This is a genomic window from Reyranella sp. (assembly GCF_965279465.1).
In the GTDB taxonomy this organism is placed as follows: Bacteria; Pseudomonadota; Alphaproteobacteria; order Reyranellales; family Reyranellaceae; genus Reyranella.
In genome coordinates this window covers 3,973,950-3,995,806 of the sequence record NZ_OZ257242.1, presented here as the reverse complement: position 1 = coordinate 3,995,806, position 21,857 = coordinate 3,973,950, and the positions used below count along the sequence as shown (strand labels likewise).

Here is a 21,857-nt window from a genome sequence, read left to right as displayed (position 1 = left end):
AGGTGGCTCATTGGAAGATGACGGTGCGGGCGTCCGCCCCCATGTAGAGCACCTCGCCTGGCGGCGGATCGACCAGCACCATGGTCACAGGGATACGGCGCTGCAGACGGATCCAGTCGGTGGTCGGGGCGACATAGGGCAACAGCATCGGCGCCCGCTCGTCACGACTGAAGCCGCGGGCGATACCGGTGATTCTGGCGCGATGGAGCTTCCAGGGCGCGCTGTCGAGCCACACCCAGGCCTCGTCGCCGATCCTGAAGGATCGGACGTAGTACTGCTTGTAGTTGGCAATGACGCGCCACGCATTGGCATCGACGATGCCGATCAGCGGAATGTTCTGCGTCCCGGTGTCGCCTACGCGCACGGTGAGATTGGTGACCGTGCCGTCGGTTGGCGCCACGATCTCCGTCTTGCTCAGCCGCCATTGCGCCGTTGCCATCTGCGCCTTGGCGAGGTCGAGTGCCGCGTGCTGCACGGCGATGGAGGTCTGGGCCTTGGTGACCGCGGTCTGTGCAATCGTGATGCCGGCCTGGGCGCGCTTCAGCTCGTCGTTCCATTTATCGAGCTCTGCGCGCGGCGCGTAGCTGTTTTTGGCAAGGTCGGCATATCTCGACTGCTCCTCGGCTGCGTAGGTGCGGGACGAGACTGCCTGGTCGAGTGCCGCCACGGCCGTCGCCAGCTCCTCCTGCGCGACCTTGAGCAACGCCGTCGACTCGTCGATCTGCGCCTGGCGCTGGTTGACATCGAGCTGGAACGGCAGCGGATCGATCGTCACCAGCCTGTCGCCTTTCTTGATGGCCTGGTTGTCGACGATATGCACCGCAGTGATCGGGCCGGTGATCTCCGGCGCCACGGCAACCAGATCCGACCGCACGTAGGCATCGTCGGTATAGGCGATGAAGGAGGTGAAGGCTTCCCAGGCTACGAACAGGGCCAGCAGCGTGCCGCCGACCGTAACGACCCGGCGCAACCGGGCGCGCGCAACCGCCGACATCCGCGGTGCTTCTGGCGCGGGCGGCTCCGGAGGGCGCGGCTCCGGTGCCGGCGCAGGCTTGGCCTCTGCGTTGTCAGCCGGCACGGGTTGGGCCGAATCGGGGCTCATCGACGCGAAGATACGCCAGCGCCGCCGGCCTAGCCATCCGGCCTAGAAGCCCATGCCCTTGATCTTGGCCGCCAGCGCCGAGATCGAGAACGGCTTGCCGATGAAATTCACGCCCGGATCCAGCATGCCATGGTGAACGATGGCATTGGCCGTATAGCCCGTCGTGAACAGGACCTTCAGTTCCGGCCGGCGCGCCACCGCCGCATCGGCCAGCTGGCGGCCGTTCATCGTGCCCGGCAGGCCGATATCGGTGAACAGCAGCGCGATGTCGGCATTGCCCTCGAGCACGGCCAGCGCCTCGGCGCCGCTGCCCGCCTGGTGCACGGTGCAGCCGAGCTCGCGGCAGGCCGACACGGCGAACTCGCGCACCACGGGATCGTCCTCGACGACCAATGCGACCGGCCCCTTCCCCACCCGCTCGACCGGCGGCACGGTCTTCTCGGCGGCCGCGTCGGCTTCGCCCAGCGCGCGCGGCAGGTAGAGCTTCATCGTCGTGCCGTGGCCGACCTCGCTGTAGATCTTGAGATGGCCGCCGACCTGCTTGACGTAGCCAAACGTCATGCTGAGCCCCAGCCCGGTGCCCTGGCCGCGCTGCTTAGTGGTGAAGAACGGCTCGAAGGCGCGCGCGATGACCTCCGGCTCCATGCCGGTGCCGGTGTCCGACACGGCGATCAGCACGTATTGGCCCGGCGTCACCTCGACGTTGGCTGCGGCGTAGGCGTCGTCGAGATGGGCGTTGGCCGTCTCGATGGTCAGGGCGCCGCCTTCGGGCATGGCATCGCGCCCGTTGATCGCAAGATTCAGGATTGCGCTTTCGAGCTGGGCGACGTCGGCCTTGGCGCGCCACAGCCCGCCCGCCAGCACCGTCTCGATGCGGACCTTCTCGCCCAGCGTCCGCCGCAGCAGCTCGGACATGCCGGCGACCAGCCGGTTGGCGTCGATCGCCTCGATCTGCAGCGGCTGCTGACGCGAGAAGGCAAGCAGCCGCTGCGTCAGGGTGGCGGCACGGGCGACGCCGTTGCGGCCGAGCTCGATGAAGCGCTCGACGTCCGGCGAGGGCTGGATTGTCCGGCGCCGGATCATCTCGAGCGCGCCGCCGATGCCGGTCAGCAGGTTGTTGAAGTCGTGGGCGATGCCGGCGGTGAGCTGGCCGACGGCGTTCATCTTCTGCGCCTGGCGCAGGCTTTCCTCGACGCTCGCGCGGCGGACCTGCTCCTCGCGTAGCTGCGCAAGCGCGCTATTCTCCTGCACTGCGCGGCGCGCAGCCAGAACGGCCAGCATGAAGAGGCAGAGCGTCGCCGGAACACCGAAGATCAGGTGCGAACCCATGCGCGCGAGCCAGGCGTCGCGGATCGTCTGGTTGGCATAGCCGTGCACCACGTAGATCGGCAGCTCGGGCAGCTTGCGATACACGAACGTGCGGCCGATGCCGTCGACCGCGCCGGCATCGACGCCGTAGCGCCCCTCCTGCGGCAGCCTCGCGATCGTGCGCATGAAACCGGTCGCGGGGCCGAGCATCGTGGGGCCGACGGCAGGATAGCGCGCCAGGATCTGGCCGTCGGCGCGGATGATCGAGGCGGTGAAGCCCTTGGCATCGGACGCGCGCGAGAACTGGTTGGAGAAATAGGCCGGCGAGATCGACACGACGACCACGCCGCCGAAGCTGCCGTCCGGCTGCAGCCGGCGTTCGCTGTACTGGAAGTACTCGAGGTCGGTCAGCCTGCCGCGTGTCGGCTGGCTGACGCTGCGCTGGGCACCGCTATCGCGGTGGGCGATGAAGTAGGCACGGTCGCTGTAGTTCAGGCCGGCTGGCAAGGGGTAGGTCCGGGCGGTGACGAGAGGCGCGCCCTGCTCGTCCAGCACCCAGACATTCTCGACCTGGGGCAGCGGCGCGATCAGCCGCGCCAGCCGCTCATGGATCCGCTGCTCGTTCGACCTGATCTCCGCGTTGCCGACGTCCGCGAGCATCTCGGTGACGTTCGCGGCGACCAGGTACTCGCTCTCGAAGGTGGTGCGCACGCTTGTGTAAAGCAGGTCGAGGGTGCGAGCCATCCGCTCATCGGCCTGCTGGCGGGTCTCGCGGTAGGTGATCGCGCCCGCACCTGCGAACAGGAGCAGCGGCAGCACGAGCGCCGCCACCGCCACGACCATGGAAGCTTCCGCCGCGTTGTTGCCGCGGATGCGCCAGGTGCGCCCTTTCAGGAGTCGGCGCATGAAACCTGGTCAGCCCGCGCCGCGAACCAGTGCGGCCACGAACCTCGACAGTTCCTCCGCATTGTAGGGTTTGGAAAAGACATGGATCTTCTGGCCGGCCACGTCGGGCGGTCGCAGGTGCGAGCCCGAGCACTGGATGATCGGCGTCCCCGGCCGATGACGCACGGCTGCCTCGATCACCCGTTCCCCCGACATGTCGGGCAGGCCGAGATCGACGATGACCGCCGCAAGCGGCGTGTCGCCCGCCAGAACGTCGAGCGCCGCCTGGCCCGTGGCGGCCTCGATGCAGGTCATGCCCGAGTCACCCAGGGCATCGACCAGCACGGCACGGATCAGGAATTCGTCCTCAGCCAACAACACGCTCGACATGGAGCTCCTATAAGGCCGCCGCCTATTCCGCCGCTCGGGCCAATTGGGGCTGAGGCTTGAACGGCAGGATGGTTGTCGCCCGCGCCGCGGGTAGAGGCAAGGGCGGCGTTTCTACTCCGAGCGCCCGGGCGGCATTCCATCCCCAGCGCGGGTCGAGCAGGAAGGCGCGGGCATGGGCGGTGCAGTCGGCCTCGCCGGAGGCCACGATCTGCTCGGCCTGCTCGGGCTCGGTGATCACGCCGACCGCCCAGGTCTTGATCCCGGCCTCCTTGCGGATGCGGGCGGCGAAGGGCACGTGATAGCCTGGGGTCACGGCGATCTTCTGGGCCGGCGAATTGCCGCCCGAGCTCGCATCGACGAAGTCGCAGCCCAGCGCCTTCAGCTGGCGCGCGGTTTCCACCGTGTCCTCGATCGTAAGGCCGCCCTCGACCCAATCGGTGGCGCTGAGACGCATGCCGAGCGCCTTGTCGGCCGGCACCAGCGCCCGGCAGGCCTCGAAGACCTCGAGCGGGAAGCGCCGGCGCTTCTCCATGCTGCCGCCGTACGCGTCCGTCCGCTGGTTGCTGAGCGGCGACAGGAACTGGTGCAGGCAATAGCCATGCGCACCATGCAGCTCGATGACGTCGAAGCCGAGCCGCAGGCTGCGCAAGGTGGCGTCGACGAACGCCTGCTTCACCCGCGCGAGCCCGACCGCATCGAGCGCGACCGGCGTGTGCCACTTGGTGTCGTAGGGGATCGCCGAAGCCGCGAACGTCGTCCACGGCAGGTCGGGCGCATCGGCCTGGGTGAGCGGCCCGCCGCCCTTCCACGGCCGCTGCGCCGAGGCCTTGCGACCGGCATGGGCGAGCTGGATGCCGAGCTTCACATGAGGCATCCAGCCCCTCACCCATTCGACCACGGGCTTCAGCGCCGCCTCGTTCTCGTCGCTGTAGAGGCCGAGGCAGCCCTGCGTGATCCGGCCCTCGCGCTCGACATGCGTGGCCTCGAGGCAGAGCAGCCCCGCGCCCGACATCGACAGCATGCCGTAATGCACTTGGTGCCAGGGCTGGGCGCTGCCGTCGACGGCCGCATACTGGCACATCGGCGACACGACGATGCGATTGGGCAGCGTGACGCCACCCAGCTCGACGGGCGTGAACAGAACACTCATGGCAACTCTTTCGCTGGGAGCGCGGCACTCCAGTGCGGCTCATGGGGGGCCGGAGGGGTCAAACGAGAGAACTTGGCGGCGACGCTAGATTTGTCCCAAAGGTCCGCCGGTTGACGCGCCGAGCTCAAGGAATCTCCCATCTCCGGTTTAGGAAACCGCTGCTCTATCCGGCTGAGCTACGGGGACGTGGGAGCCCTATAGCAACATCAAGTGCCCGTCGCATCTGCGTTTTTGCCCTTTCGTTGGTGCCGATGATTAGTCGCCCGAGAACCCATTCCACAGCCTGTCGGGGACTCTTGTCGGGAACTTCGTTCCCCTTCCCACCCGGCCGCCGCTCGGTGCTATGCTGGTTCGATGACGTTCAAGGAATATCTGGCCGCTCGCCACGTGATTGATGCCCCGGCGGGTGACTTCACGGCCGCTGCGCGCTCCGGTCGCGATCTTCCGAACGCGTCGACATGACAACAGTTTCGCTCATATCTGGAGCGCGAGGCCAGTTGGGAAATTCTAGAGGATGTCATCAAATCCGGCCGTGAAGTGCGGCGAGGCTATCAACGACCGCTCGAGCGAGGCCGGTAGTTCCAACCGAACACACAATGGCAGGAGCGTCCCGCCAGCGTGATCAGCAGCGCCGTTAAGATCATGCGGATTGCGACCGGCCTGACGGTGAGCGTGGCGCCCTCGCTCGGGCAGACGGTCGAGCCCGACGGCGCGGCCCACCGGCTGGTGAAGGCGGGCGATCAGCGATCGGAGGCGCCGGTCCGCCATCGCGAGCAGGTCGCGTTGTGGGTGAGGTGGGTCTACCCGGGTGCGCCACTGACGCCAGAAGCTGGAATTTGATCATGGCGTGGTTGCCCCCGACCTCTCCTCAAATTTTCCATATCGTTCACTACGACCGGCTGCCGTCGATCCTCGCCTCCAATGCTCTGTTCTACGACTCAGTTATTCAGCAGCACGTGGTCAGCGGCAGCACCATAGGAATGGGGAGCATCAAGAGCGATCGCCTAAACCTTCCCGTGCACTGTCACCCGGGAACCATGGTTGGCGACTTCGTGCCCTTCTACTTCTGCCCGCGGTCGGTGATGCTCTACCTGTTGCATCGGAGCAACCATCCCGAGCTCGCTTACAAGGGCGGGCAAGGCCCCATCGTGCACTTGGAGGCTAGATTTGACGAGGCTGTGGAGTGGGCGCAGGAAACTGGAAAAGAGTGGGCGTTCACCGCCTCGAATGCAGCCGCCCGATACACCCAATTCTACAGAGATCGCAAAGACTTAAGCCGCATCAACTGGGACGCGGTGAGGGCCAACCTGTGGCGCGATGCTGCCATCAAAGAGGGCAAGCAGGCCGAATTCCTGGTGCGCCATAGTTTTCCATGGTCCCTCTTCCGGCGGATAGGCGTTTCTTCTCAAGGCGTGTACAGTCAGGTTGCCTCCATCATCTCAAACGCGGCGCACAAGCCGAGAATTGAGATCAAAACTGACTGGTATTATTGAGGCTCGCGATGATGACCTTCACCACCGGTGATCTCCTCGCTTCCGACGTTGAAGCGCTCGTGAATACCGTCAACTGTGTCGGGATCATGGGCCGGGGCGTTGCGCTGCAATTCAAAAATGCCTTCCCGGAGAACTTCGCGGCCTACGCCCGCGCGTGCGACTTGAAAGAGGTTGTGCCAGGCAGGATGTTCGTGTTCGAGAACCAACACACCGTTAACCCGCGCTTCATCATCAACTTCCCGACCAAACGCCACTGGAAGGGCAAGAGCAGGATGGAGGACATCGAGAGTGGATTGGTCGACCTGAGGCGTGTCATAGAAGCCAAGCACATCAAGTCGATCGCGTTGCCGCCTCTCGGCTCTGGGCTGGGCGGGCTGGTTTGGGAGGATGTTCGCGCTCGTATTGAGCGCGAACTGAGCGACCTGCCGAATGTTCGAATAATGGTCTTCGAGTCTCGCAACGACCCGACGGATCGACGCGGCAACATCTCCAGCAATGTCCCGAAGATGACCCCTGGGCGCGCCGCGCTTGTGGTCCTGATCAGCCAGTATTTGCGCTGTTTGCTGGATCCGTTCGTGACCTTGCTCGAGGTTCACAAGCTTATGTACTTCATGCAGGCGTCGGGCGAGCCATTGCGCTTGAAGTACAGGAAGGCAACCTACGGACCTTATGCGGAAAATCTGCGCCATGTGATGCGCACCGTCGAGGGGCACTTTACGACGGGTTACGAGGACGGCGGCGACGCCCCCGACAAGCAGATCGAGGTCGTCCCTGGCGCACTCGAAGATGCCAACAGGCTACTTGAGCAGACGCCCGCCACTCTCGCCCGATTTGTGCGTGTTGCCGATGTGGTCCGAGGGTTCGAAACTCCATTCGGCCTCGAGCTGCTGTCGACAGTACATTGGGTGGCAATTGAACTCGACACCATCGACATCGATCGCATCGTCGCGGCCACGTATGCGTGGGGTGACAGAAAACGCCAATTCTCGCGCGAGCAAATTAGGTTGGCTCTCGACGTGTTGGTGGAGAAGGGATGGGTAGGACGGCAAAGTAATGTCACCGCGCCGACGCTCGCCCACTCGCTTTAAGCCACTCACGGCCGAGCGGGTCAACTCGGCCGGCATGCGCTAAGCTCAGTTGGCCTTCGGTGGCATACGTGCCACAGGTCGTGCGGGCGGTAGGCCCTTTGATGAGCAGTTCGCACAGGAGTGAGTTGGGTACCTGCTGCGGCGCGCGCTGCCCTACTAGCGTTGCGCGACCGACTGCTGTCCACGTGAGTTCACTGCCGCAGAGATTCTTATCCTGCATGGCCTTCACCCTGTTTGCCGTCTCGGGTTTCGTCCAATGCGAGCAATCTATCATGATCATGCACGCGCTCTCTGAATCCTCTGCCCCCTCCTGAGAACATCAAGGAGGGCGATGCCTTCTTCTTCAACACGGGCTGGGGGAAGCTGTGGATGAAGAACAACGACAAGTACAACAGCGGCGAGCCCGGCATCGGCCTGGAAGTCTGCAAATGGGTGATCGACAAGGGCGCGGTCATGACCGGCGCCGATTGCTGGGCGACCGAAGTGGTGCCTAATCCCGACAAGAACCTGATCTTCCCGGTCCATGGCGAGCTGATCACCAAGAACGGCATCTACAACCACGAGAACCTGGACTTCACGGCGCTGATCGCCGACGGGAAGTATCAGTTCCTCTACATCTTCGCCCCGGCGCCCATCAGGGGCGCCACGGGCTCCAACGGCAGCCCCATCGCGATCACCTGAGGCTGACGCGAAGCCCCGCCTTCATGTTCATGCTATCTCCCGGCGCGCAGCGTGGGGAGATAGTCCGTCGCGTAACCGCCCCTACCCGCTGATCGACGGGCCGGCTTCGTGGCCGAGCCACTCCTCGATCAGGCGGCGGGCGATCGAATCGCGGCGCGGCATGAAGAAGGAGCCGTCCTTGGGCAGGTTCTCGGGGCGAAGCTCCTCGCGGCTCATCCAACGCGCCGAGGCGAGCTCGTCGAGGTTGACCTCGAAGTCGAGGCTCTCGGCCTCGGCATGGAAGCCGATCATCACCGAGGCCGGGAACGGCCAGGGCTGCGAGGAGCGGTAGGTGACGTCATGCACCTTCACCTTGACCTCCTCGTAGACCTCGCGCGCCACGGCGTCCTCGAAGCTCTCGCCCGGCTCGACGAAGCCGGCCAGGGTCGAATGCATGCCCTTGGGGAACTGCTTGCCGCGCCCCAGGAGGCACTTGTCGCCATGATGGACCAGCATGATGACGGCCGGATCGGTGCGCGGGAAATGCTCGGTCTTGCAGCTCTCGTTGGTGCACATGCGGACATGGCCGGCTCGCGTCACCTTCGTCGATGCCCCGCAGACGCCGCAGTAGCGGTGCCGCTTGTGCCAGTAGGTCATGCCGCGGGCATAGGCCAGGATCGAGCCTTCCTTGGCGAACAGCAGCGCGCCGAACTGGCGCAGGTCGACGAACTCGCCCATCTCGGCGAGCGGCGTGTCCTTGCCGCTGACGTCGACGGCGAAGTACGGCGTGCCGTCGACATAGCCGAGGAAGATCTGATGGTCGGCGGCTCCGACCACGGCGCGGGCCATCATGCCCTGCAGGAAGACCGGCTCGGGATTGCCGCCGCCCTTGCTGACGAGGTTGCGCTCGGTGTCGATCGGCACGAAGCGGGCGGCGCCGGACGAGGCGAGCTCGATCATGCGCTCCTCGTTCTCGCGTTCATGGCTGGCGCGGTCGATCTCCGCGCTGGAATAGGGATTTCTGGGTCTTTGCATGGCCGCGGACCGTGCCATAGGGGGCCATGGGCTGCAACGCCGTCCGGTCATGGGTGGAGCCGATGGAACGACTCCTTGCAAATTGTTCCGCTCATCGAGCCGGGTTAGCGCCCGTGATGATGATGCACGCCGCCTGCCCCGCCGGCGCGATAGCCGCGAAGCTCCGCGTAGCGCTCGACCTGGGCGGGCTGAAGCAGGTCGAGGGTCGACAGATGGTAGCGCAAATGGGCCGCCCGCAACCGCGCCTGGGTGGCTCCGATCTCCGCGGTCACCGCGGCGACGCGCTCGGCCGTCGCCTCACGTGTGGCGAACAGCGCATCGAGCTCGGTTTCCTGGGCGATCAGTTGCTCGCCGATCGGGATCGTCTCCGCCTTCATGGCATCGAACAGACCACGCACCGTCTGCCGTTGCGCGTCGGTGAGGCCGATCGGGTCGGCCAATTCCAGCAGATGGCTGGGGCCGGGATAGCCGTTGAGCTCGGCCGGCAAGGCCAGCCCCATGCCGCGTCCGGCCTTCAGGTCGGCAATCTGCTGCTCCGACAGGGCCTTGACCGGGCGCGCTTGCAGACCGCCGTAGGGTGCCTGAGCGAACGACGGCTGCGCAACGGCAAGACCCGCGACCAACGCGACGAGCAGAAATCTCATCATCTCTGCGCCTCCTTCTTGGGCGAACGTACAGCAGACAGCCTACCCGGCGCCCCGCGAGCGCCACAGGCCCACGCAACGTTCCGTCTGCGTCGCGGAATGCTGCTTGAGATCGCCGCATCCGGCCTCGGGCCTGACGAGGCGACCTCGAGCCGCTTCAGAAGCGCAAGCTCACCGCGAACGCCGCCGCGGCCCCCAGGATGACCACCAGCCACGGGGGAGCCTTCCACGACACCAGCAGCAGCAGGGCCACCGCGGCGATCGCGAAATCGGCCGGCGCATGGATCGCACTGGTCCACACCGGATCGTAGAGCGCGGCCAACAGCAGCCCGACCACGGCCGCATTCACGCCCTTCAGCACCGAGCGCATGACCGGGTGCTGGCGGATCCAGGTCCAGAACGGCAGCGGGCCGATGGCGAGGAAGAACGACGGCAGGAAGATGCCCGCCAGGCAGAGCAGGCCGCCCGCCCAGCCGTTGGGCGGCTGGCTCATCACCGTGCCGAGATACGCGGCGAAGGTGAAAAGCGGCCCCGGCACCGCCTGTGCGGCACCATAACCCGCCAGGAAGGCGTCGTTGCCGAGCCATCCCGGCTGCACCGTCGCCGCCTGCAGCAGTGGCAGCACGACATGGCCGCCGCCGAACACCAGGGAGCCGGAACGATAGAAGGCATCGAACATCGCGAGCGCATGGCTGCCGGTCGACGACACCGCGATCGGCAGGCCGATCAGCAACGCGAAAAACAGCACGATCGAGCCGATCGACCACAGCCGGCTGATGCGCACCGGCAACGGCGTCAAGGCGATCGTCTCGCCGGGCAGGAAGAACCAGCCGATCAACCCGCCGATCGCGATCGCGCCGACCTGGCCGAGCGTTGTCGGCACCATCAGCGCGAACACCGTGGCTGCCGCCGCGATCGCCAGCCGCTCGCGGTCGGGGCAGAGGTTCTTCGCCATGCCCCACACGGCCTGGGCGACCACCGCGACGGCGACGATCTTCAGCCCATGCAGCCAGCTCGCCCCGGCGAGATCGCCGATCGCGGCAACGCCGTAGCCGAAGGCGATCAGCGCGAGCGCCGACGGCAGCGTGAAGCCCAGCCACGCCGCCAGCGCTCCCGCTATACCGGCACGCAGCACACCGACCATGATGCCGACCTTGCTGCTGGCCGGTCCCGGCAGGAACTGGCTGAGCGCCACGATGTCGGCATAGTGCTCCTCGCTCAGCCAGCGCCGCCGCGCGACGAACTCGGTGCGAAAGAATCCGAGGTGAGCGATCGGGCCGCCAAAACTGGTCAGCCCAAGGCGAAGGAAGACGAGGAAAACCTTCCACGGGCCATCAGAAGAGGTCGTGTCAGGCGTGCCCGCGACGGCGGTCATCGCCGATGCGCTCTACTGCTTCTGCGCACGAAAGTCCTGGTTCGAGAACGGCGAGCTCTTCGGGACCTGGATAACGATCATGCCGACGTTGGCGCTCTGATGGCAGGCGTTGCAGGTCTCGGTCAGGCGCGCATAGGTTTGCGTGAAGCCGGCGGCGTCCTTGGCCTTGATCGCCTGCTCGACCGCCTCCAGCGGCGCCTCCATGGTCGCCTTGATCGTTTCGGCGATCTCGACCTGGCGCCATTTCGGCCAGTCATGCGCGACGTGCTCGAACGATTCCTCCAGCTCGTGCAGCTCGTAGGCGGCGTAGGCCCAGTTCTTCTCCTGCCCGGCCAACCCGAGCTTCAGATGGCGCGGCTGCACCGTCATGGTCATGAGGTCGCCGAGGCTTGGACGATAGGCGGGTGCCGGCGGATTGCCCTGGGCCAGCGCGCCCACCGTCACTGCGGCCGCGACCGCGCAAAAGCCGAAGAACGCAAGCTTGGGCATCGGCCGCTCCTCCCGGGACTGCCCGGTCCGCCCACGGTGCCACATCACCTACGATATCGGCAACCGATGACGAAAGACGATCATTGCATTGCTCGTCATCGTCTTCCGGACAGCGAGCGAGACGCTCGCGGTCCGGAAAAGCATGAGCACCTGCTCCAATCTGCGAGTGCAACTCCCTCGCAAGTGTTGGGCTATAGTGGTCGCAGCATCGAGGACGGGAAGTTGAACGACAAGGACCTCTATGGCGGATTGATCCGCCTGCACGTTCTGCATCATGCAAGCCAGGGCCCGGTCTTTGGATTGTGGATCATCGAGGAACTGCGCGAGCATGGCTACCGTCTCAGCCCGGGCACGGCTTATCCCATGCTTCACGCGATGGAGACGAAGGGCTATCTGAGCGTCACCGTCGTGCGGCAGGGACGGCAGGTCCGCCGGATGTATCGCGCGACACCGCTTGGCCGCGCAGCGCTCAGGGCGGCGAAGAAGAAGGTGCGCGAATTGTTCGGCGAACTCTTCGAGGAAATCGTGAAACCCGACCCGCCCCCGCCGGCGCGTCGCAGGCCGCAGCCATGACCGCTTCCCTGCCGTCCCTGCTCCCGCACGCCACGCGCGACCTCGCCCGCTTCGCAGCCGAGACCCGCTTTGCCGACATCCCGCCGGCTGTGATCGACCGGGTGAAGCTCAGTATCCTCGATGGCCTCGGTGTCTGCCTGCACGGCTCGACCCTGCCCTGGACGCAGAAGGTGCGCGACGTCGTGCTCGAGGACGGCGGCAAGCCGCTGGCCTCGGTGTGGAACAGCGGCGTCAAGGTCGGCCTCGCCGGCGCGGTGCTGGTCAACAGCACCGCCGGCCACGCCTTCGAGATGGACGACATCCACAAGGAGTCGATCCTGCATCCCAACTCGCTCTCGGTTCCGACGGCGCTTGCCCTGGCCGAAGCCGACCCGACGCTGAGCGGCCGCGACATCGTCGCCGCGATCGCGATGGGCGCCGAGATCGGCATCCGGATCGGCAATGCCGCGACCATGGCGCTGTTCCTCAACGGCTTCCATCCGCAAGGCACCTCGGGCGCCTTCGTCGCCGCCGTCACGGCAGGCCACCTGCTGAAGCTCTCGCCCAAGCAGATGCAGCACGCGATCGGCATCGCGGGCTCGCTCGGCGCCGGCCTGATGGCTGCGCAGGAAGGCGCCATGGTGAAGCGCCTGCACGCCGGCCGCGCGGCGCAAGGCGGCATGACGGCGGCGCTGCTCGCGAAGAAGGGCTTCACCGGCATCTCCGATGTCGTCGAAGCCGGCTACGGCGGCTTCTTGAGCACGATCGCACGGACACCCAACCCGGCACGACTGCTCGACGGCCTCGGGACCGACTGGGAAGTCGCGAAGGTCGGCTTCAAGATGTACCCGAACGTGACCAGCATCCACGCTGCCCTCGATGCGACGCGTGCCGTGCTGGCCGAGGAGCGCCTCGCGCCCGGCAACATCGATGCGATCGAGATCGGATGCGGCCGCATGACCTTCGTCCATACCGCCTGGGCCTATCGTCCGGCCGGCGTGACGGCGGCGCAGATGAACATGTTCTACGGCATCGCAGTGATGGCGCTGCGCGGTGACGTCTCTGCCCGCGACTACACCGAGGCGACGATCGCCGACCCCGAGGTGCTGTCCTTCATTCCCCGAATCAAGGTCTTCGTCGACGACGAGCTCGAGGCGATGGGTCCGGCATTCCGTCACGCCGCGCGGGTCATTGTGCGCACCGCCGATGGCCGCACCTTGAAGCACGAGGTGTTGAACCGGCGCGGCAGCCCGGAGAACCCGATCATGCGCGAGGATGTCGAGCGCAAGTTCGCCGGCAATCTCGCCGGCCTCCTGGACCGCGAAGAAATCGACCGCCTGGGATCGCTCGCGCTCGGTCTCGACACGCTTGCCAACGCCGACGATATCCTCCGGATCATTTGCCTGGCGCACCCGCCCATGACCATCCTGTGATCGGCTGAAGTGTCGCGCCGGCTTCAGGAGCCGGGGGCTACTATGGCCGTTCAGTCTGACATTTCCCAGTCACCGACCGATCGAGGCCCCATGTCGTCGACCGAACGGACTTTGCCTGCCAACGAACTGTCCGACGGCGTCGCCGAGACGCCGTTCTACATTCCCGCCGTCGCGGCCGCGACCCGGCCGCGCCGGACGCTGAAGTCTGGCGACACGTTCGCGGTGCTCGACAGCCATGGCGACATCGGCGGCGCGGTCGGCGGCGCGGAGGGTCTGTTCCACAGCGACACCCGCTACCTTTCGGAGCTCGAGCTGCTGCTGAACGGGCAACCGTTGCTGCTTCTCGGCTCGAACCTGCGTGACGACAACGCGCTGCTCTCCGTCGATCTCACCAATCCCGACTACTACGTCGACGGGCACATCGTCCTGCACAAGGACTTGCTGCACATCGAGCGCACGACCTATCTCTGGCGCAACGCCGCATGTCAGAGGCTGGCGCTGCGTAATTTCAGCGACCGTCCCATAGGCCTCACGCTCGCCATCCGCTTCGCCAACGACTTCGCCGACCTGTTCGAGGTCCGCGGGCTCAGCCGGTCGCGGCGCGGCACCGCGACGGCGCAAGTGGCCGGACACGACCGCGTCGTCCTCGCCTATCGCGGTCTCGACGGCAAAGCGCGCAGCACGACGGTCAGCTTCGATCCGGCGCCGACCGCACTTGCCAAGGATCACGCGATCTACCGCCTGGAGCTCGCCCCCGGGAAAAGCCGGCCGATAGGCCTCACGGTCGGCTGCAACGAACCGTCGTCCGGGCAACGCACCGTTTCCTTCACCAGGGGCCTGCTCGCCGCAGGACGCGAGCTGCGTGCAGCAACCCGCGACGCCACGACGGTCGAAACGTCGAACGATCTCCTCAACGAGATCCTGTGCCGGTCGGCCGCCGATCTGCAGATGCTGATGACCGACACGCCGGATGGGCGCTATCCCTACGCCGGCATTCCCTGGTACTCGACGACCTTCGGCCGCGATGGACTGATCACGGCGATCCAGATGCTGTGGTGCGATCCCGGCATGGCCCGGGGCGTGCTGCGTCGCCTGGCGGCGCATCAATCGACCAGGAACGATCCGGTGTCCGACGCCCAGCCGGGCAAGATCCTGCACGAGATGCGGTCGGGCGAAATGGCGGCGCTGGGCGAGGTGCCCTTCGCGCTGTACTACGGCAGCGTCGACTCCACGCCTCTCTTCCTGCTGCTGGCAGGCCTCTATGCCGAGCGCACAGGCGACCTCGAAACGCTCGAGTCGCTGTGGCCCGCGGTCGAGGCCGGCCTTGCCTGGATCGACCACCATGGCGACATCGATCGCGACGGCTTCGTCGAATATTTCCGCGCGACCGAGTCGGGCCTCGCCAACCAGGGCTGGAAAGATTCCTTCGACGCGATCTTTCACGCCGACGGGACGCTCGCCACCGGCCCGATCGCGCTGGCGGAGGTGCAGGGCTACGTCCATGCGGCCAAGTCCACGCTTGCCCGCTGCGCCCGACGCCTGAACCGGACGGATCAGGCGTCGCGGCTCGAGACCGAAGCCCGCCTCCTCGCCGACAAGTTCGACCGGGCATTCTGGTGCGACGATCTCGGCATCTATGCCTTGGCGCTGGACGGCAACAAGCAGCCCTGCCGGGTTGCCACGTCGAACATGGGGCAGCTGCTCTTCTCCGGCATCGCACGGCAGGACCGCGCGCGCTCGGTCGCGGCAGCGCTGATGGAGAAGCGATTCTTTTCCGGCTGGGGCATCCGCACCGTGGCGCTCGGCGAGGCGCGCTACAATCCGATGTCCTACCACAACGGCTCGATCTGGCCGCACGACAACGCCCTGATCGCGCTCGGTCTCGCCCGCTACGGCTTCAAGCCGGCGGTCGAGCAGGTGTTCAAAGGCCTGTTCGACGCGGCGACGTACATGGACCTGCGCCGCCTGCCCGAGCTGTTCTGCGGCTTTCGCCGCCGCGCCAATCGCGGCCCGACGCTGTATCCCGTCGCCTGCTCGCCTCAGGCCTGGGCGAGTGCCACGCCGTTCTCGCTGATCGAAGCCGTGCTCGGGCTGGAACTCGATCCGGTACGCGGCGAGATCAGGCTGCACAACCCGAGGCTGCCGGCGTTTCTCGACGACGTGATCCTGCGCAACCTGCACCTCGGCGACGCGCGCCTCGATCTCAAGGTCCGGCGCCACGACCACGCTGTCTCCGTCGAGCTTCTGAAGCAGAGCGGACTGGCACGGGTCTCGATCATTTCGTCCTGACCGGGGAGCGTGCAGATGAATGCCAGACCCTGGTTCGCTGCGTTTGCGGTCGCGCTCGCCTGGACTCATGCGATGGCGCAGAACCCACGGGCTGCATCGCCCACCGACCAGAACGCCACCCCGCCCTCGGTGACCGTGCTCGGCAGCCGCGAGGTGCAGGGCATTCTGGGCGGCGAGGTGCGCAGCACGGGCAACGAGGCGATGGGCCGCATCGCCGACGTCTTGGTCGACGGCGAAGGCAAGCCGCGCGCCGCCATCATCGATTTCGGCGGCTTCCTGGGCGTCGGCAGCCGCAAGATCGCGGTCGCCTGGGACGCGCTGCGCTTCGTTCCGGAAGCCAGCAAGCGCTACAGCATCGCACTGGAGCTCAGCCGCGAGCAGGTCAAGGCTGCGCCGGAATACAAGCAGGGCGAACCGATCGTCGTCCTTGGACCATCGGGCACGCTGGAGCGTATCCCCTGATGAAACCATCGCGACGCAGCCTTCGCGGTCTCGACTGGTTCGTCTTTTTCGTTGCCGACGTGCAGACCGGCTTCGGCCCGTTCGTCGCGGTCTATCTGACGACCGAGAAATGGACGCAGGTCGATATCGGCCTCGTCCTCTCCGTGTCGGGCGTCGTGGCGCTGGTCGGACAGGTTCCGGGCGGCGCGCTGCTCGACTGGGCGCGACGCGAGCGGCTGGTTGCCGGGGTTGCCATGGCGCTGATCAGCGCCAGCGCAATCGCCTACGCCGCGTGGCCGATATTTCCCGTGATCCTCGCGGCAGCCGTCCTGCATGCGGCGGCGAGCTGCGTGCTCGGCCCCGCCATCGCCGCCATGAGTTTGGGCCTCGTCGGACCGAGCGGCATCGGCGAACGGCTCGGGCGCAACGCGCGCTTTGCCTCCATCGGTGCCGGCCTGTCGGCGGGCGTCATGGGTGCCTGCGGCTATTTCTTCGAGACACGCTCGGTCTTCCTGGTGACGGCGGCGCTGCTCCTGCCGGCCTGGTGGGCGCTGCATCTCATCGCGCCGCAGGAAATCGACCCCGAGCAGGCGCATGGCAATGTCGCCGCGCCCCGCGTCACCATCTCCAGATCGGCCAATCGTCCGCCCTCCTTCGGCTTGCGCAAGTTGATCGGCCAACCGGCGTTGCTCGTGTTCGGAGCCTCGATCCTGCTGTTCCACCTCGCCAACGCGGCCATGCTGCCGCTGATGGGCAGCGTCCTGACGACGCGCTCCAGCGAATGGGCCACGGTGCTGATCGCCGCCTGCATGGTCGGTCCGCAACTCGTGGTCGCTGCCTTCTCGCCGTGGGCCGGCCGAATGGCCGAGCGCTGGGGGCGCCGGCCGATCCTGCTGGTCGGTCTCGCCGCCCTGCCGATCCGCGGCTTCCTGTTCGCCACCGTGTCCGATCCTTACGTCCTGGTCGCCATCCAGCTCCTCGATGGCATAACGGCTACCGTGATGAGCGTGATGGTCCCGCTCACGATTGCCGACCTCACCCGCGGCACCGGCCGCTTCAACCTCACCCAGGGGCTGATCGGAACCATGATGGGCGTCGGCGCCTCGCTCAGTCCCGGTCTTGCCGGCTACGTGACCGACCGGTTCGGCAGCGCGTCGGCATTCGCCGCGCTTGCGGCCATCGCGGCGATCGCGCTCGTCCTCGTCGCCCTACGGATGCCGGAAACGCGACCGCACACGGCTCTGCGCCGTAACAAGGTCGAGCAGCATGTGCCCTGAAAGGGCCTGTCTTCGTCGTGCTGGGAGCGCGGGTCTCCAGACCCGCTTACCCTGAGCGGCTCTGGAGAGCCGCGCTCCCAGCAAGAGCTTAGCAGTCAGGCCTTGACGAGGCGCAGGCGCCGTTCGCCGGCTGCGACCAGGCTCTGGTAGACGTTCAGATAGTCCGCGGCCATGCGCTGCGCCGTGAAGCGCTCCTCGAAACGAGCGCGGATTCTTGCTCGCGACAGGGACGGCACCCGATCGCGAATTGCATCAGCGGCCGCGGCTTCGTTATCGACGATGAAGCCTGTGACACCGTCCTCTACGATTTCCGGCACGGAGCCCGCGCCATAGGCGATCACGGGCGTTCCGCACGCCATCGCCTCGATCATCACCAGGCCGAACGGTTCGGGCCAGTCGATCGGCACGAGAAGGGCGATCGCGCCGCTCAGGAAGCCGGACTTCTGCGTGTCGCTGATCTCGCCGATATAGTCGATGCCCGGCAGCCCAAGGTGCGGATGGATCTCGCGTTCGAAATATTCGCGATCGACGGAATCGATCTTGGCGGCAATCTTGAGCGGCAGCTTGCTGCGCACGGCGATGCGAATGGCACGGTCGACCGCCTTTTCCGGGGCGATGCGGCCCAATACGGCGAGATAGGAAGGCACGCCGTCCCGCGGCCGGAGCAATTGGGCCGGCAGGCCGTGATAGATATTGCTCACCCAGTTGGCCTGGAGGACCGGCCGGCGCTGGGCATGGGAGATCGAGATCACCGGTGCCTCGGGAAACGTATCGAAGACCACCTGATGCTCGGGAAGATCCAGCCGTCCGTGCAGCGTCGTGATGAACGGTGTCGACTGGCGGGAAAACAGGGAGAACGGGTAGTAGTCGAGATGGAAATGAAGCACATCGAACTCCCCGGCACGCTGGTAGACGCGCTCGAGCATCGACATATGCAAGGCCATCGGGTCGCGGACCGTCCCATCGAGACGTAAGGCTCGTGGCCAGATCGGCTCGAGCTTTGCCTTGGTCACCGAATCGCCGCTCGCGAAAAGTGTGACGTCGTGGCCGAGGTTTATCAGTTCATCCGTCAACCACGAAACCACTCGCTCGGTGCCACCATAGAGTTTCGGCGGAATGGCCTCGGTCAAAGGAGCTATCTGCGCGATACGCATACCTGTACCTCCAGTTTCAAGCCCAATCACGTGCTGGACAAATGTGGTGGACGCGCGGCGGCTCCTTATTTGTCACAATTCTTCGTTGTTTCAGAACTGCTGCGCCGCGGCGGTTACACGCATCCCGAGCGTTTACGCGCGACACCCGATTATGTTCCGTATTTGTCACAGACACCGTTCGCCGCGGCGCGGCATTAAAGGTCGATGGACCATCTGAGCACCTACGCCCGACGTCCGATCGTCTTCCTGTTCCGATACGTACGCCGCCGACCCAAGGCACACGCCGCGATCTTCCTCGCCGTGTTGGCTGCCGTCGGCTGTTCGGTGAGCACCCAATATGCGGTGAAATCGTTGGTCGACGCCCTGGGCAGAGGTCCGGCTCACGCCGGCATCTGGCTCGCCTTCGCCTTCCTCGTGACGCTGGTTGCCGCCGACAATCTTCTGTGGCGGCTCGCCGGCTGGATCTCGAGCCACGCCTTCGTCGGCGTGACGGGCGACCTGCGAGGCGAGATTTTCCGGTACCTCACCGGTCATGCGCCGAGCTACTTCGCAGAGCGCCTGGGGGGCACCCTGACCGGCCGGATCACGGCCGCCTCCAACGCCGCCTTCGCCATCGGCAATCTGTTCATCTGGAATGTATTGCCGCCCTGCGCCGCCACGCTGTTCGCGGTGGCCTACCTCGCCACGGTCAGCCTGCCGATGACGGCCGCGCTGACGGCGATCGCCGCCGGGATGATCTATCTTCTTTTCCGGCTGGCCGCCGCCGGTGCGCCCCTGCATCACGGCTTTGCCGACAAGGCGGCCAGGGTGGAAGGCGAGCTGGCCGACGTGATCGGCAACATGCCTCTGGTCCGCACCTTCGGCGCAGCCGGCCGCGAGCACGTCAGATTCGAGAAGACACTCGGGCACGAGATGACGGCGCGGCGCAAGAGCCTGCTCTACCTCGAGAAGGTGCGCCTGCTTCACGCCGTCATCACCGCCAGCCTGGCGATCGCAGTGCTCGCCTGGGCGATCATGCTGTGGCAGCGCGGAGAGGTGAGCGGCGGCGACGTCGTGCTCGTGTGCACCTTGGGCTTCACGATCCTGCATGCCACGCGGGACCTCGCGGTGGCCCTGGTCGACGTCACCCAGCACATGGCGCGGCTTGCCGAGGCGATCGCCACCCTGTTGCAGCCGCATGTGCTGCGCGATCCCGTCGGGGCGGCGCCTCTGCAGTCACGTCATCATGATGTTGCCTTCGAGAAGGTGTCGTTCGCCTATCCCGGCCATCGCCCCGTGCTTCACGACTTCAGCCTGCACTTCGAGTCGGGTCAACGAACCGGGCTGGTCGGTCCCTCGGGCAGCGGCAAATCGACGATCCTCAAGCTCGTGCAACGCCTCGCCGACGTCGACGCCGGATGCATCCGGATCGACGGCCAGGACATCGCGCGGATCACGCAGGACAGCGTGCAGCGCGCCATCGCCTACGTGCCGCAGGACATCAGCCTCCTGCACCGCTCGATTCTGGACAATATCCGCTACGGTAAGCCCGACGCAGGCGACGCCGAGGTCAAGCGCGTGGCCGAAATGGCGTGCTGCCGGGATTTCATCGAGGCGCTGCCATCGGGCTTCGCCACCGTCGTCGGCGATCGCGGCGCGCGCCTGTCCGGTGGCCAGCGGCAGCGCATCGCCATTGCCCGTGCCCTCCTCAAGGATTCGCCGATCCTGCTGCTCGACGAGGCAACCTCCTCGCTCGACACCGCATCGGAAGAGGCCATTCGCCAGGCGTTGGAGCGGCTGATGCGCGGCCGTACGGTGATCGCGATCGCGCACCGCATCTCGACCTTGCGCAGCTTCGACCGGATCGTGCTCCTGCAGGAAGGCCGCGTGATGCAGGACGGAGCGCCCGGCGACCTAGTGCGGCGCGGCGGCCCGTACCGCACGCTGGTCGACCAGGAAATGGCCCGCCTGTCCCGCCAGGCCGCCTGATCCTGCTGGGAGCGCCGCTCTGGAGAGCCGCGCCCTCAGCGCGAGTCGCGCCTACTCGGGTTTCAGCAGGCCCAACTTGGCCAGTCCGCCAATGTTCTTCTCGTCGGCCTTCATGACCTGGATGAGCTCTTCGGGCGTCGACGGGCGGACCACCGCACCGAGTTCGGTCAGGCGCTGGCGGACCGCCGGGACATCCAGTGCGGCGACGATCGCTGCGTTGAGCGCCATGATGATGGGCTTGGGCGTCTCGCTCCGGACGAACATGCCGAGCGTCGTGCCGCCGTCGAAGGGCGGGATGCCGACATCGGCAAGGCTCGGCACGTCCGGCAGCTCGGCCACGCGCTGCGGGCCGATGATGAGGAGGGGCCGCAGCTTGCCCGACTTGATGTGCGGCAGGGAGGTCGAGAGCTGGTCGACATAGCCGTCGATCTGTCCGGCCATCACGTCATTGAGGCCGACGCCCGAGCCCCTGTAGGGCACGATGTTGAACGTCACCTTCTCGCTCAGCTGGATGAGCAGGATGTCAGTATGGTTGCTCGTGCCGTTGCCGGCATGGCCGAGCGTCACCGTGCCGGGCTTGGCCTTGGCCTCAGCCATCAGCGCCTTCCAGTCGGCAAAGCGGCTGTTGGCGGGAACATCGACCACCATGGGAACCGTGCTCAGCATGCTGACCGGCGCAAAGGACGGGATCATCGACGGCTTGCCGGCCATCAGCGGTGCCACGTAGAGCGTGCCGAACGCACCGACGACGAGGGTGTAGCCGTCGGCCGGCGCGGCGAGGGTCGCGTCGTTGCCGACCACCCCGCCCGCTCCCGGACGATTGTCGATGATCACCGACTGGCCGAGCTGGCGCGACATTGCCTCGCCGACCAGCCGAGCGGTGACGTCCACGTTCCCGCCCGCCGCAAAGGGCGCGATGATGCGGATGGGCTTCGACGGAAAATTCTGCGCTGCAGCAGGCACCGCGGCGGCGGCCGACGACACCGTAGCCGCGAAGGCGCCGAGCATGAGCTCGCGCTTGTTGATCGTCACAATGTACTCCGATTCCGATTAACGACTGGAGAGGTCTCTTAGCCGTCGCCAGTGGCGATTGCCTATCCCGGCGATCCGCCTGGCGGCCTTCG

At 66.2% G+C, this 21,857-nt stretch carries 21 protein-coding genes; 11 read left to right on the top strand and 10 right to left on the bottom strand.

Annotated elements, in window-relative coordinates:
* Positions 1 to 7: 7 nt before the first annotated feature.
* From ACQY8M_RS19490 to ACQY8M_RS19475, 4 genes are all read right to left on the bottom strand, one after another.
* Positions 8 to 994 (bottom strand): HlyD family secretion protein, encoded by a 987-nt coding sequence (locus tag ACQY8M_RS19490; RefSeq protein WP_428675240.1) that lies wholly within the window; start codon positions 992 to 994, stop codon positions 8 to 10.
* A 150-nt stretch (positions 995 to 1,144) separates the two neighbouring features.
* Positions 1,145 to 3,316: an ATP-binding protein gene (locus ACQY8M_RS19485; protein WP_428675238.1), complete on the bottom strand. Its 2,172-nt coding sequence runs from the start codon at positions 3,314 to 3,316 to the stop codon at positions 1,145 to 1,147.
* A 9-nt stretch (positions 3,317 to 3,325) separates the two neighbouring features.
* On the bottom strand, positions 3,326 to 3,685 hold the full coding sequence (locus tag ACQY8M_RS19480) for a response regulator (RefSeq protein WP_428675236.1): 360 nt from the start codon (positions 3,683 to 3,685) through the stop codon (positions 3,326 to 3,328).
* A gap of 22 nt (positions 3,686 to 3,707) precedes the next feature.
* Complete coding sequence (locus tag ACQY8M_RS19475) at positions 3,708 to 4,835, bottom strand: NADH:flavin oxidoreductase/NADH oxidase (RefSeq protein WP_428675234.1); 1,128 nt, start codon at positions 4,833 to 4,835, stop codon at positions 3,708 to 3,710.
* A gap of 618 nt (positions 4,836 to 5,453) precedes the next feature.
* Here ACQY8M_RS19475 and ACQY8M_RS19470 point away from each other — a divergent pair.
* The 4 genes from ACQY8M_RS19470 to ACQY8M_RS19455 all read left to right on the top strand — a co-directional run bounded on the left by ACQY8M_RS19470 (position 5,454) and on the right by ACQY8M_RS19455 (position 8,097).
* Positions 5,454 to 5,675, top strand: a complete 222-nt coding sequence (locus tag ACQY8M_RS19470; protein ID WP_428675232.1) for a hypothetical protein — start codon at positions 5,454 to 5,456, stop codon at positions 5,673 to 5,675.
* A gap of 2 nt (positions 5,676 to 5,677) precedes the next feature.
* Complete coding sequence (gene darT / locus ACQY8M_RS19465) at positions 5,678 to 6,328, top strand: type II toxin-antitoxin system toxin DNA ADP-ribosyl transferase DarT (RefSeq protein WP_428675230.1); 651 nt, start codon at positions 5,678 to 5,680, stop codon at positions 6,326 to 6,328.
* Between the two features lie 8 nt (positions 6,329 to 6,336).
* Positions 6,337 to 7,416, top strand: a complete 1,080-nt coding sequence (gene darG / locus ACQY8M_RS19460) for a type II toxin-antitoxin system antitoxin DNA ADP-ribosyl glycohydrolase DarG (protein ID WP_428675228.1) — start codon at positions 6,337 to 6,339, stop codon at positions 7,414 to 7,416.
* A gap of 369 nt (positions 7,417 to 7,785) precedes the next feature.
* Positions 7,786 to 8,097, top strand: coding sequence for a hypothetical protein (locus ACQY8M_RS19455; RefSeq protein WP_428675226.1), 312 nt, complete (start codon positions 7,786 to 7,788; stop codon positions 8,095 to 8,097).
* Between the two features lie 81 nt (positions 8,098 to 8,178).
* Here ACQY8M_RS19455 and nudC read toward each other — a convergent pair whose 3' ends face one another.
* The 4 genes from nudC to ACQY8M_RS19435 form a co-directional block, all read right to left on the bottom strand.
* Positions 8,179 to 9,111, bottom strand: coding sequence for an NAD(+) diphosphatase (nudC, locus tag ACQY8M_RS19450; RefSeq protein WP_428675224.1), 933 nt, complete (start codon positions 9,109 to 9,111; stop codon positions 8,179 to 8,181).
* Between the two features lie 104 nt (positions 9,112 to 9,215).
* The gene (locus ACQY8M_RS19445) at positions 9,216 to 9,758 is read right to left on the bottom strand and encodes a Spy/CpxP family protein refolding chaperone (RefSeq protein WP_428675222.1); all 543 of its coding nucleotides are present in this window, start codon (positions 9,756 to 9,758) and stop codon (positions 9,216 to 9,218) included.
* 154 nt (positions 9,759 to 9,912) lie between these two features.
* Positions 9,913 to 11,130 carry a chromate efflux transporter gene (chrA, locus tag ACQY8M_RS19440; protein ID WP_428675220.1) on the bottom strand — a complete coding sequence of 406 codons (1,218 nt, stop codon included), beginning with the start codon at positions 11,128 to 11,130 and terminating at the stop codon, positions 9,913 to 9,915.
* A 12-nt stretch (positions 11,131 to 11,142) separates the two neighbouring features.
* A complete protein-coding gene (locus ACQY8M_RS19435; protein ID WP_428675218.1) occupies positions 11,143 to 11,619 on the bottom strand; it encodes a cytochrome family protein in 477 nt (158 codons plus the stop codon).
* 66 nt (positions 11,620 to 11,685) lie between these two features.
* Here ACQY8M_RS19435 and ACQY8M_RS19430 point away from each other — a divergent pair, with 66 nt between their 5' ends.
* From ACQY8M_RS19430 to ACQY8M_RS19410, 5 genes are all read left to right on the top strand, one after another.
* On the top strand, positions 11,686 to 12,192 hold the full coding sequence (locus ACQY8M_RS19430; protein ID WP_428675216.1) for a PadR family transcriptional regulator: 507 nt from the start codon (positions 11,686 to 11,688) through the stop codon (positions 12,190 to 12,192).
* Complete coding sequence (locus ACQY8M_RS19425) at positions 12,189 to 13,604, top strand: MmgE/PrpD family protein (protein ID WP_428675214.1); 1,416 nt, start codon at positions 12,189 to 12,191, stop codon at positions 13,602 to 13,604. Before ACQY8M_RS19430 ends, ACQY8M_RS19425 begins: the two co-directional genes overlap by 4 nt.
* A 90-nt stretch (positions 13,605 to 13,694) precedes the next feature.
* On the top strand, positions 13,695 to 15,893 hold the full coding sequence (locus ACQY8M_RS19420; RefSeq protein WP_428675212.1) for an amylo-alpha-1,6-glucosidase: 2,199 nt from the start codon (positions 13,695 to 13,697) through the stop codon (positions 15,891 to 15,893).
* Positions 15,894 to 15,908: 15 nt separating this feature from the next.
* Positions 15,909 to 16,355 carry a PRC-barrel domain-containing protein gene (locus ACQY8M_RS19415; RefSeq protein ID WP_428675210.1) on the top strand — a complete coding sequence of 149 codons (447 nt, stop codon included), beginning with the start codon at positions 15,909 to 15,911 and terminating at the stop codon, positions 16,353 to 16,355.
* A complete protein-coding gene (locus tag ACQY8M_RS19410) occupies positions 16,355 to 17,611 on the top strand; it encodes an MFS transporter (RefSeq protein ID WP_428675208.1) in 1,257 nt (418 codons plus the stop codon). Before ACQY8M_RS19415 ends, ACQY8M_RS19410 begins: the two co-directional genes overlap by 1 nt.
* A gap of 95 nt (positions 17,612 to 17,706) precedes the next feature.
* Here the strand turns inward: ACQY8M_RS19410 and ACQY8M_RS19405 are convergent, their stop codons facing one another.
* Complete coding sequence (locus ACQY8M_RS19405) at positions 17,707 to 18,765, bottom strand: glycosyltransferase family 4 protein (RefSeq protein WP_428675206.1); 1,059 nt, start codon at positions 18,763 to 18,765, stop codon at positions 17,707 to 17,709.
* Here ACQY8M_RS19405 and ACQY8M_RS19400 point away from each other — a divergent pair.
* Entirely contained in the window at positions 18,655 to 18,963 is a 309-nt protein-coding gene (locus ACQY8M_RS19400) for a hypothetical protein (RefSeq protein WP_428675637.1), read from the top strand. The genes ACQY8M_RS19405 and ACQY8M_RS19400 overlap by 111 nt on opposite strands.
* Before the next feature lie 6 nt (positions 18,964 to 18,969).
* A complete protein-coding gene (locus ACQY8M_RS19395; protein WP_428675204.1) occupies positions 18,970 to 20,733 on the top strand; it encodes an ABC transporter ATP-binding protein in 1,764 nt (587 codons plus the stop codon).
* Positions 20,734 to 20,784: 51 nt separating this feature from the next.
* Here the strand turns inward: ACQY8M_RS19395 and ACQY8M_RS19390 are convergent, their stop codons facing one another.
* The gene (locus ACQY8M_RS19390; RefSeq protein ID WP_428675202.1) at positions 20,785 to 21,765 is read right to left on the bottom strand and encodes a Bug family tripartite tricarboxylate transporter substrate binding protein; all 981 of its coding nucleotides are present in this window, start codon (positions 21,763 to 21,765) and stop codon (positions 20,785 to 20,787) included.
* Between the last annotated feature and the right edge of the window lie 92 nt (positions 21,766 to 21,857).

Coding starts and splice junctions, on each gene's coding strand:
- chrA (WP_428675220.1), bottom strand. CDS start 11,130: ATGACCGCCGTCGCGGGCACGCCTGACACGACCTCTTCTGATGGCCCG.
- ACQY8M_RS19475 (WP_428675234.1), bottom strand. CDS start 4,835: ATGAGTGTTCTGTTCACGCCCGTCGAGCTGGGTGGCGTCACGCTGCCC.
- ACQY8M_RS19490 (WP_428675240.1), bottom strand. CDS start 994: ATGTCGGCGGTTGCGCGCGCCCGGTTGCGCCGGGTCGTTACGGTCGGC.
- ACQY8M_RS19435 (WP_428675218.1), bottom strand. CDS start 11,619: ATGCCCAAGCTTGCGTTCTTCGGCTTTTGCGCGGTCGCGGCCGCAGTG.
- ACQY8M_RS19395 (WP_428675204.1), top strand. CDS start 18,970: ATGGACCATCTGAGCACCTACGCCCGACGTCCGATCGTCTTCCTGTTC.
- ACQY8M_RS19420 (WP_428675212.1), top strand. CDS start 13,695: ATGTCGTCGACCGAACGGACTTTGCCTGCCAACGAACTGTCCGACGGC.
- darG (WP_428675228.1), top strand. CDS start 6,337: ATGATGACCTTCACCACCGGTGATCTCCTCGCTTCCGACGTTGAAGCG.
- ACQY8M_RS19485 (WP_428675238.1), bottom strand. CDS start 3,316: ATGCGCCGACTCCTGAAAGGGCGCACCTGGCGCATCCGCGGCAACAAC.
- ACQY8M_RS19410 (WP_428675208.1), top strand. CDS start 16,355: ATGAAACCATCGCGACGCAGCCTTCGCGGTCTCGACTGGTTCGTCTTT.
- ACQY8M_RS19445 (WP_428675222.1), bottom strand. CDS start 9,758: ATGATGAGATTTCTGCTCGTCGCGTTGGTCGCGGGTCTTGCCGTTGCG.
- ACQY8M_RS19430 (WP_428675216.1), top strand. CDS start 11,686: ATGACGAAAGACGATCATTGCATTGCTCGTCATCGTCTTCCGGACAGC.
- ACQY8M_RS19405 (WP_428675206.1), bottom strand. CDS start 18,765: ATGCGTATCGCGCAGATAGCTCCTTTGACCGAGGCCATTCCGCCGAAA.
- darT (WP_428675230.1), top strand. CDS start 5,678: ATGGCGTGGTTGCCCCCGACCTCTCCTCAAATTTTCCATATCGTTCAC.
- ACQY8M_RS19480 (WP_428675236.1), bottom strand. CDS start 3,685: ATGTCGAGCGTGTTGTTGGCTGAGGACGAATTCCTGATCCGTGCCGTG.
- ACQY8M_RS19455 (WP_428675226.1), top strand. CDS start 7,786: ATGAAGAACAACGACAAGTACAACAGCGGCGAGCCCGGCATCGGCCTG.
- ACQY8M_RS19415 (WP_428675210.1), top strand. CDS start 15,909: ATGAATGCCAGACCCTGGTTCGCTGCGTTTGCGGTCGCGCTCGCCTGG.
- ACQY8M_RS19425 (WP_428675214.1), top strand. CDS start 12,189: ATGACCGCTTCCCTGCCGTCCCTGCTCCCGCACGCCACGCGCGACCTC.
- nudC (WP_428675224.1), bottom strand. CDS start 9,111: ATGCAAAGACCCAGAAATCCCTATTCCAGCGCGGAGATCGACCGCGCC.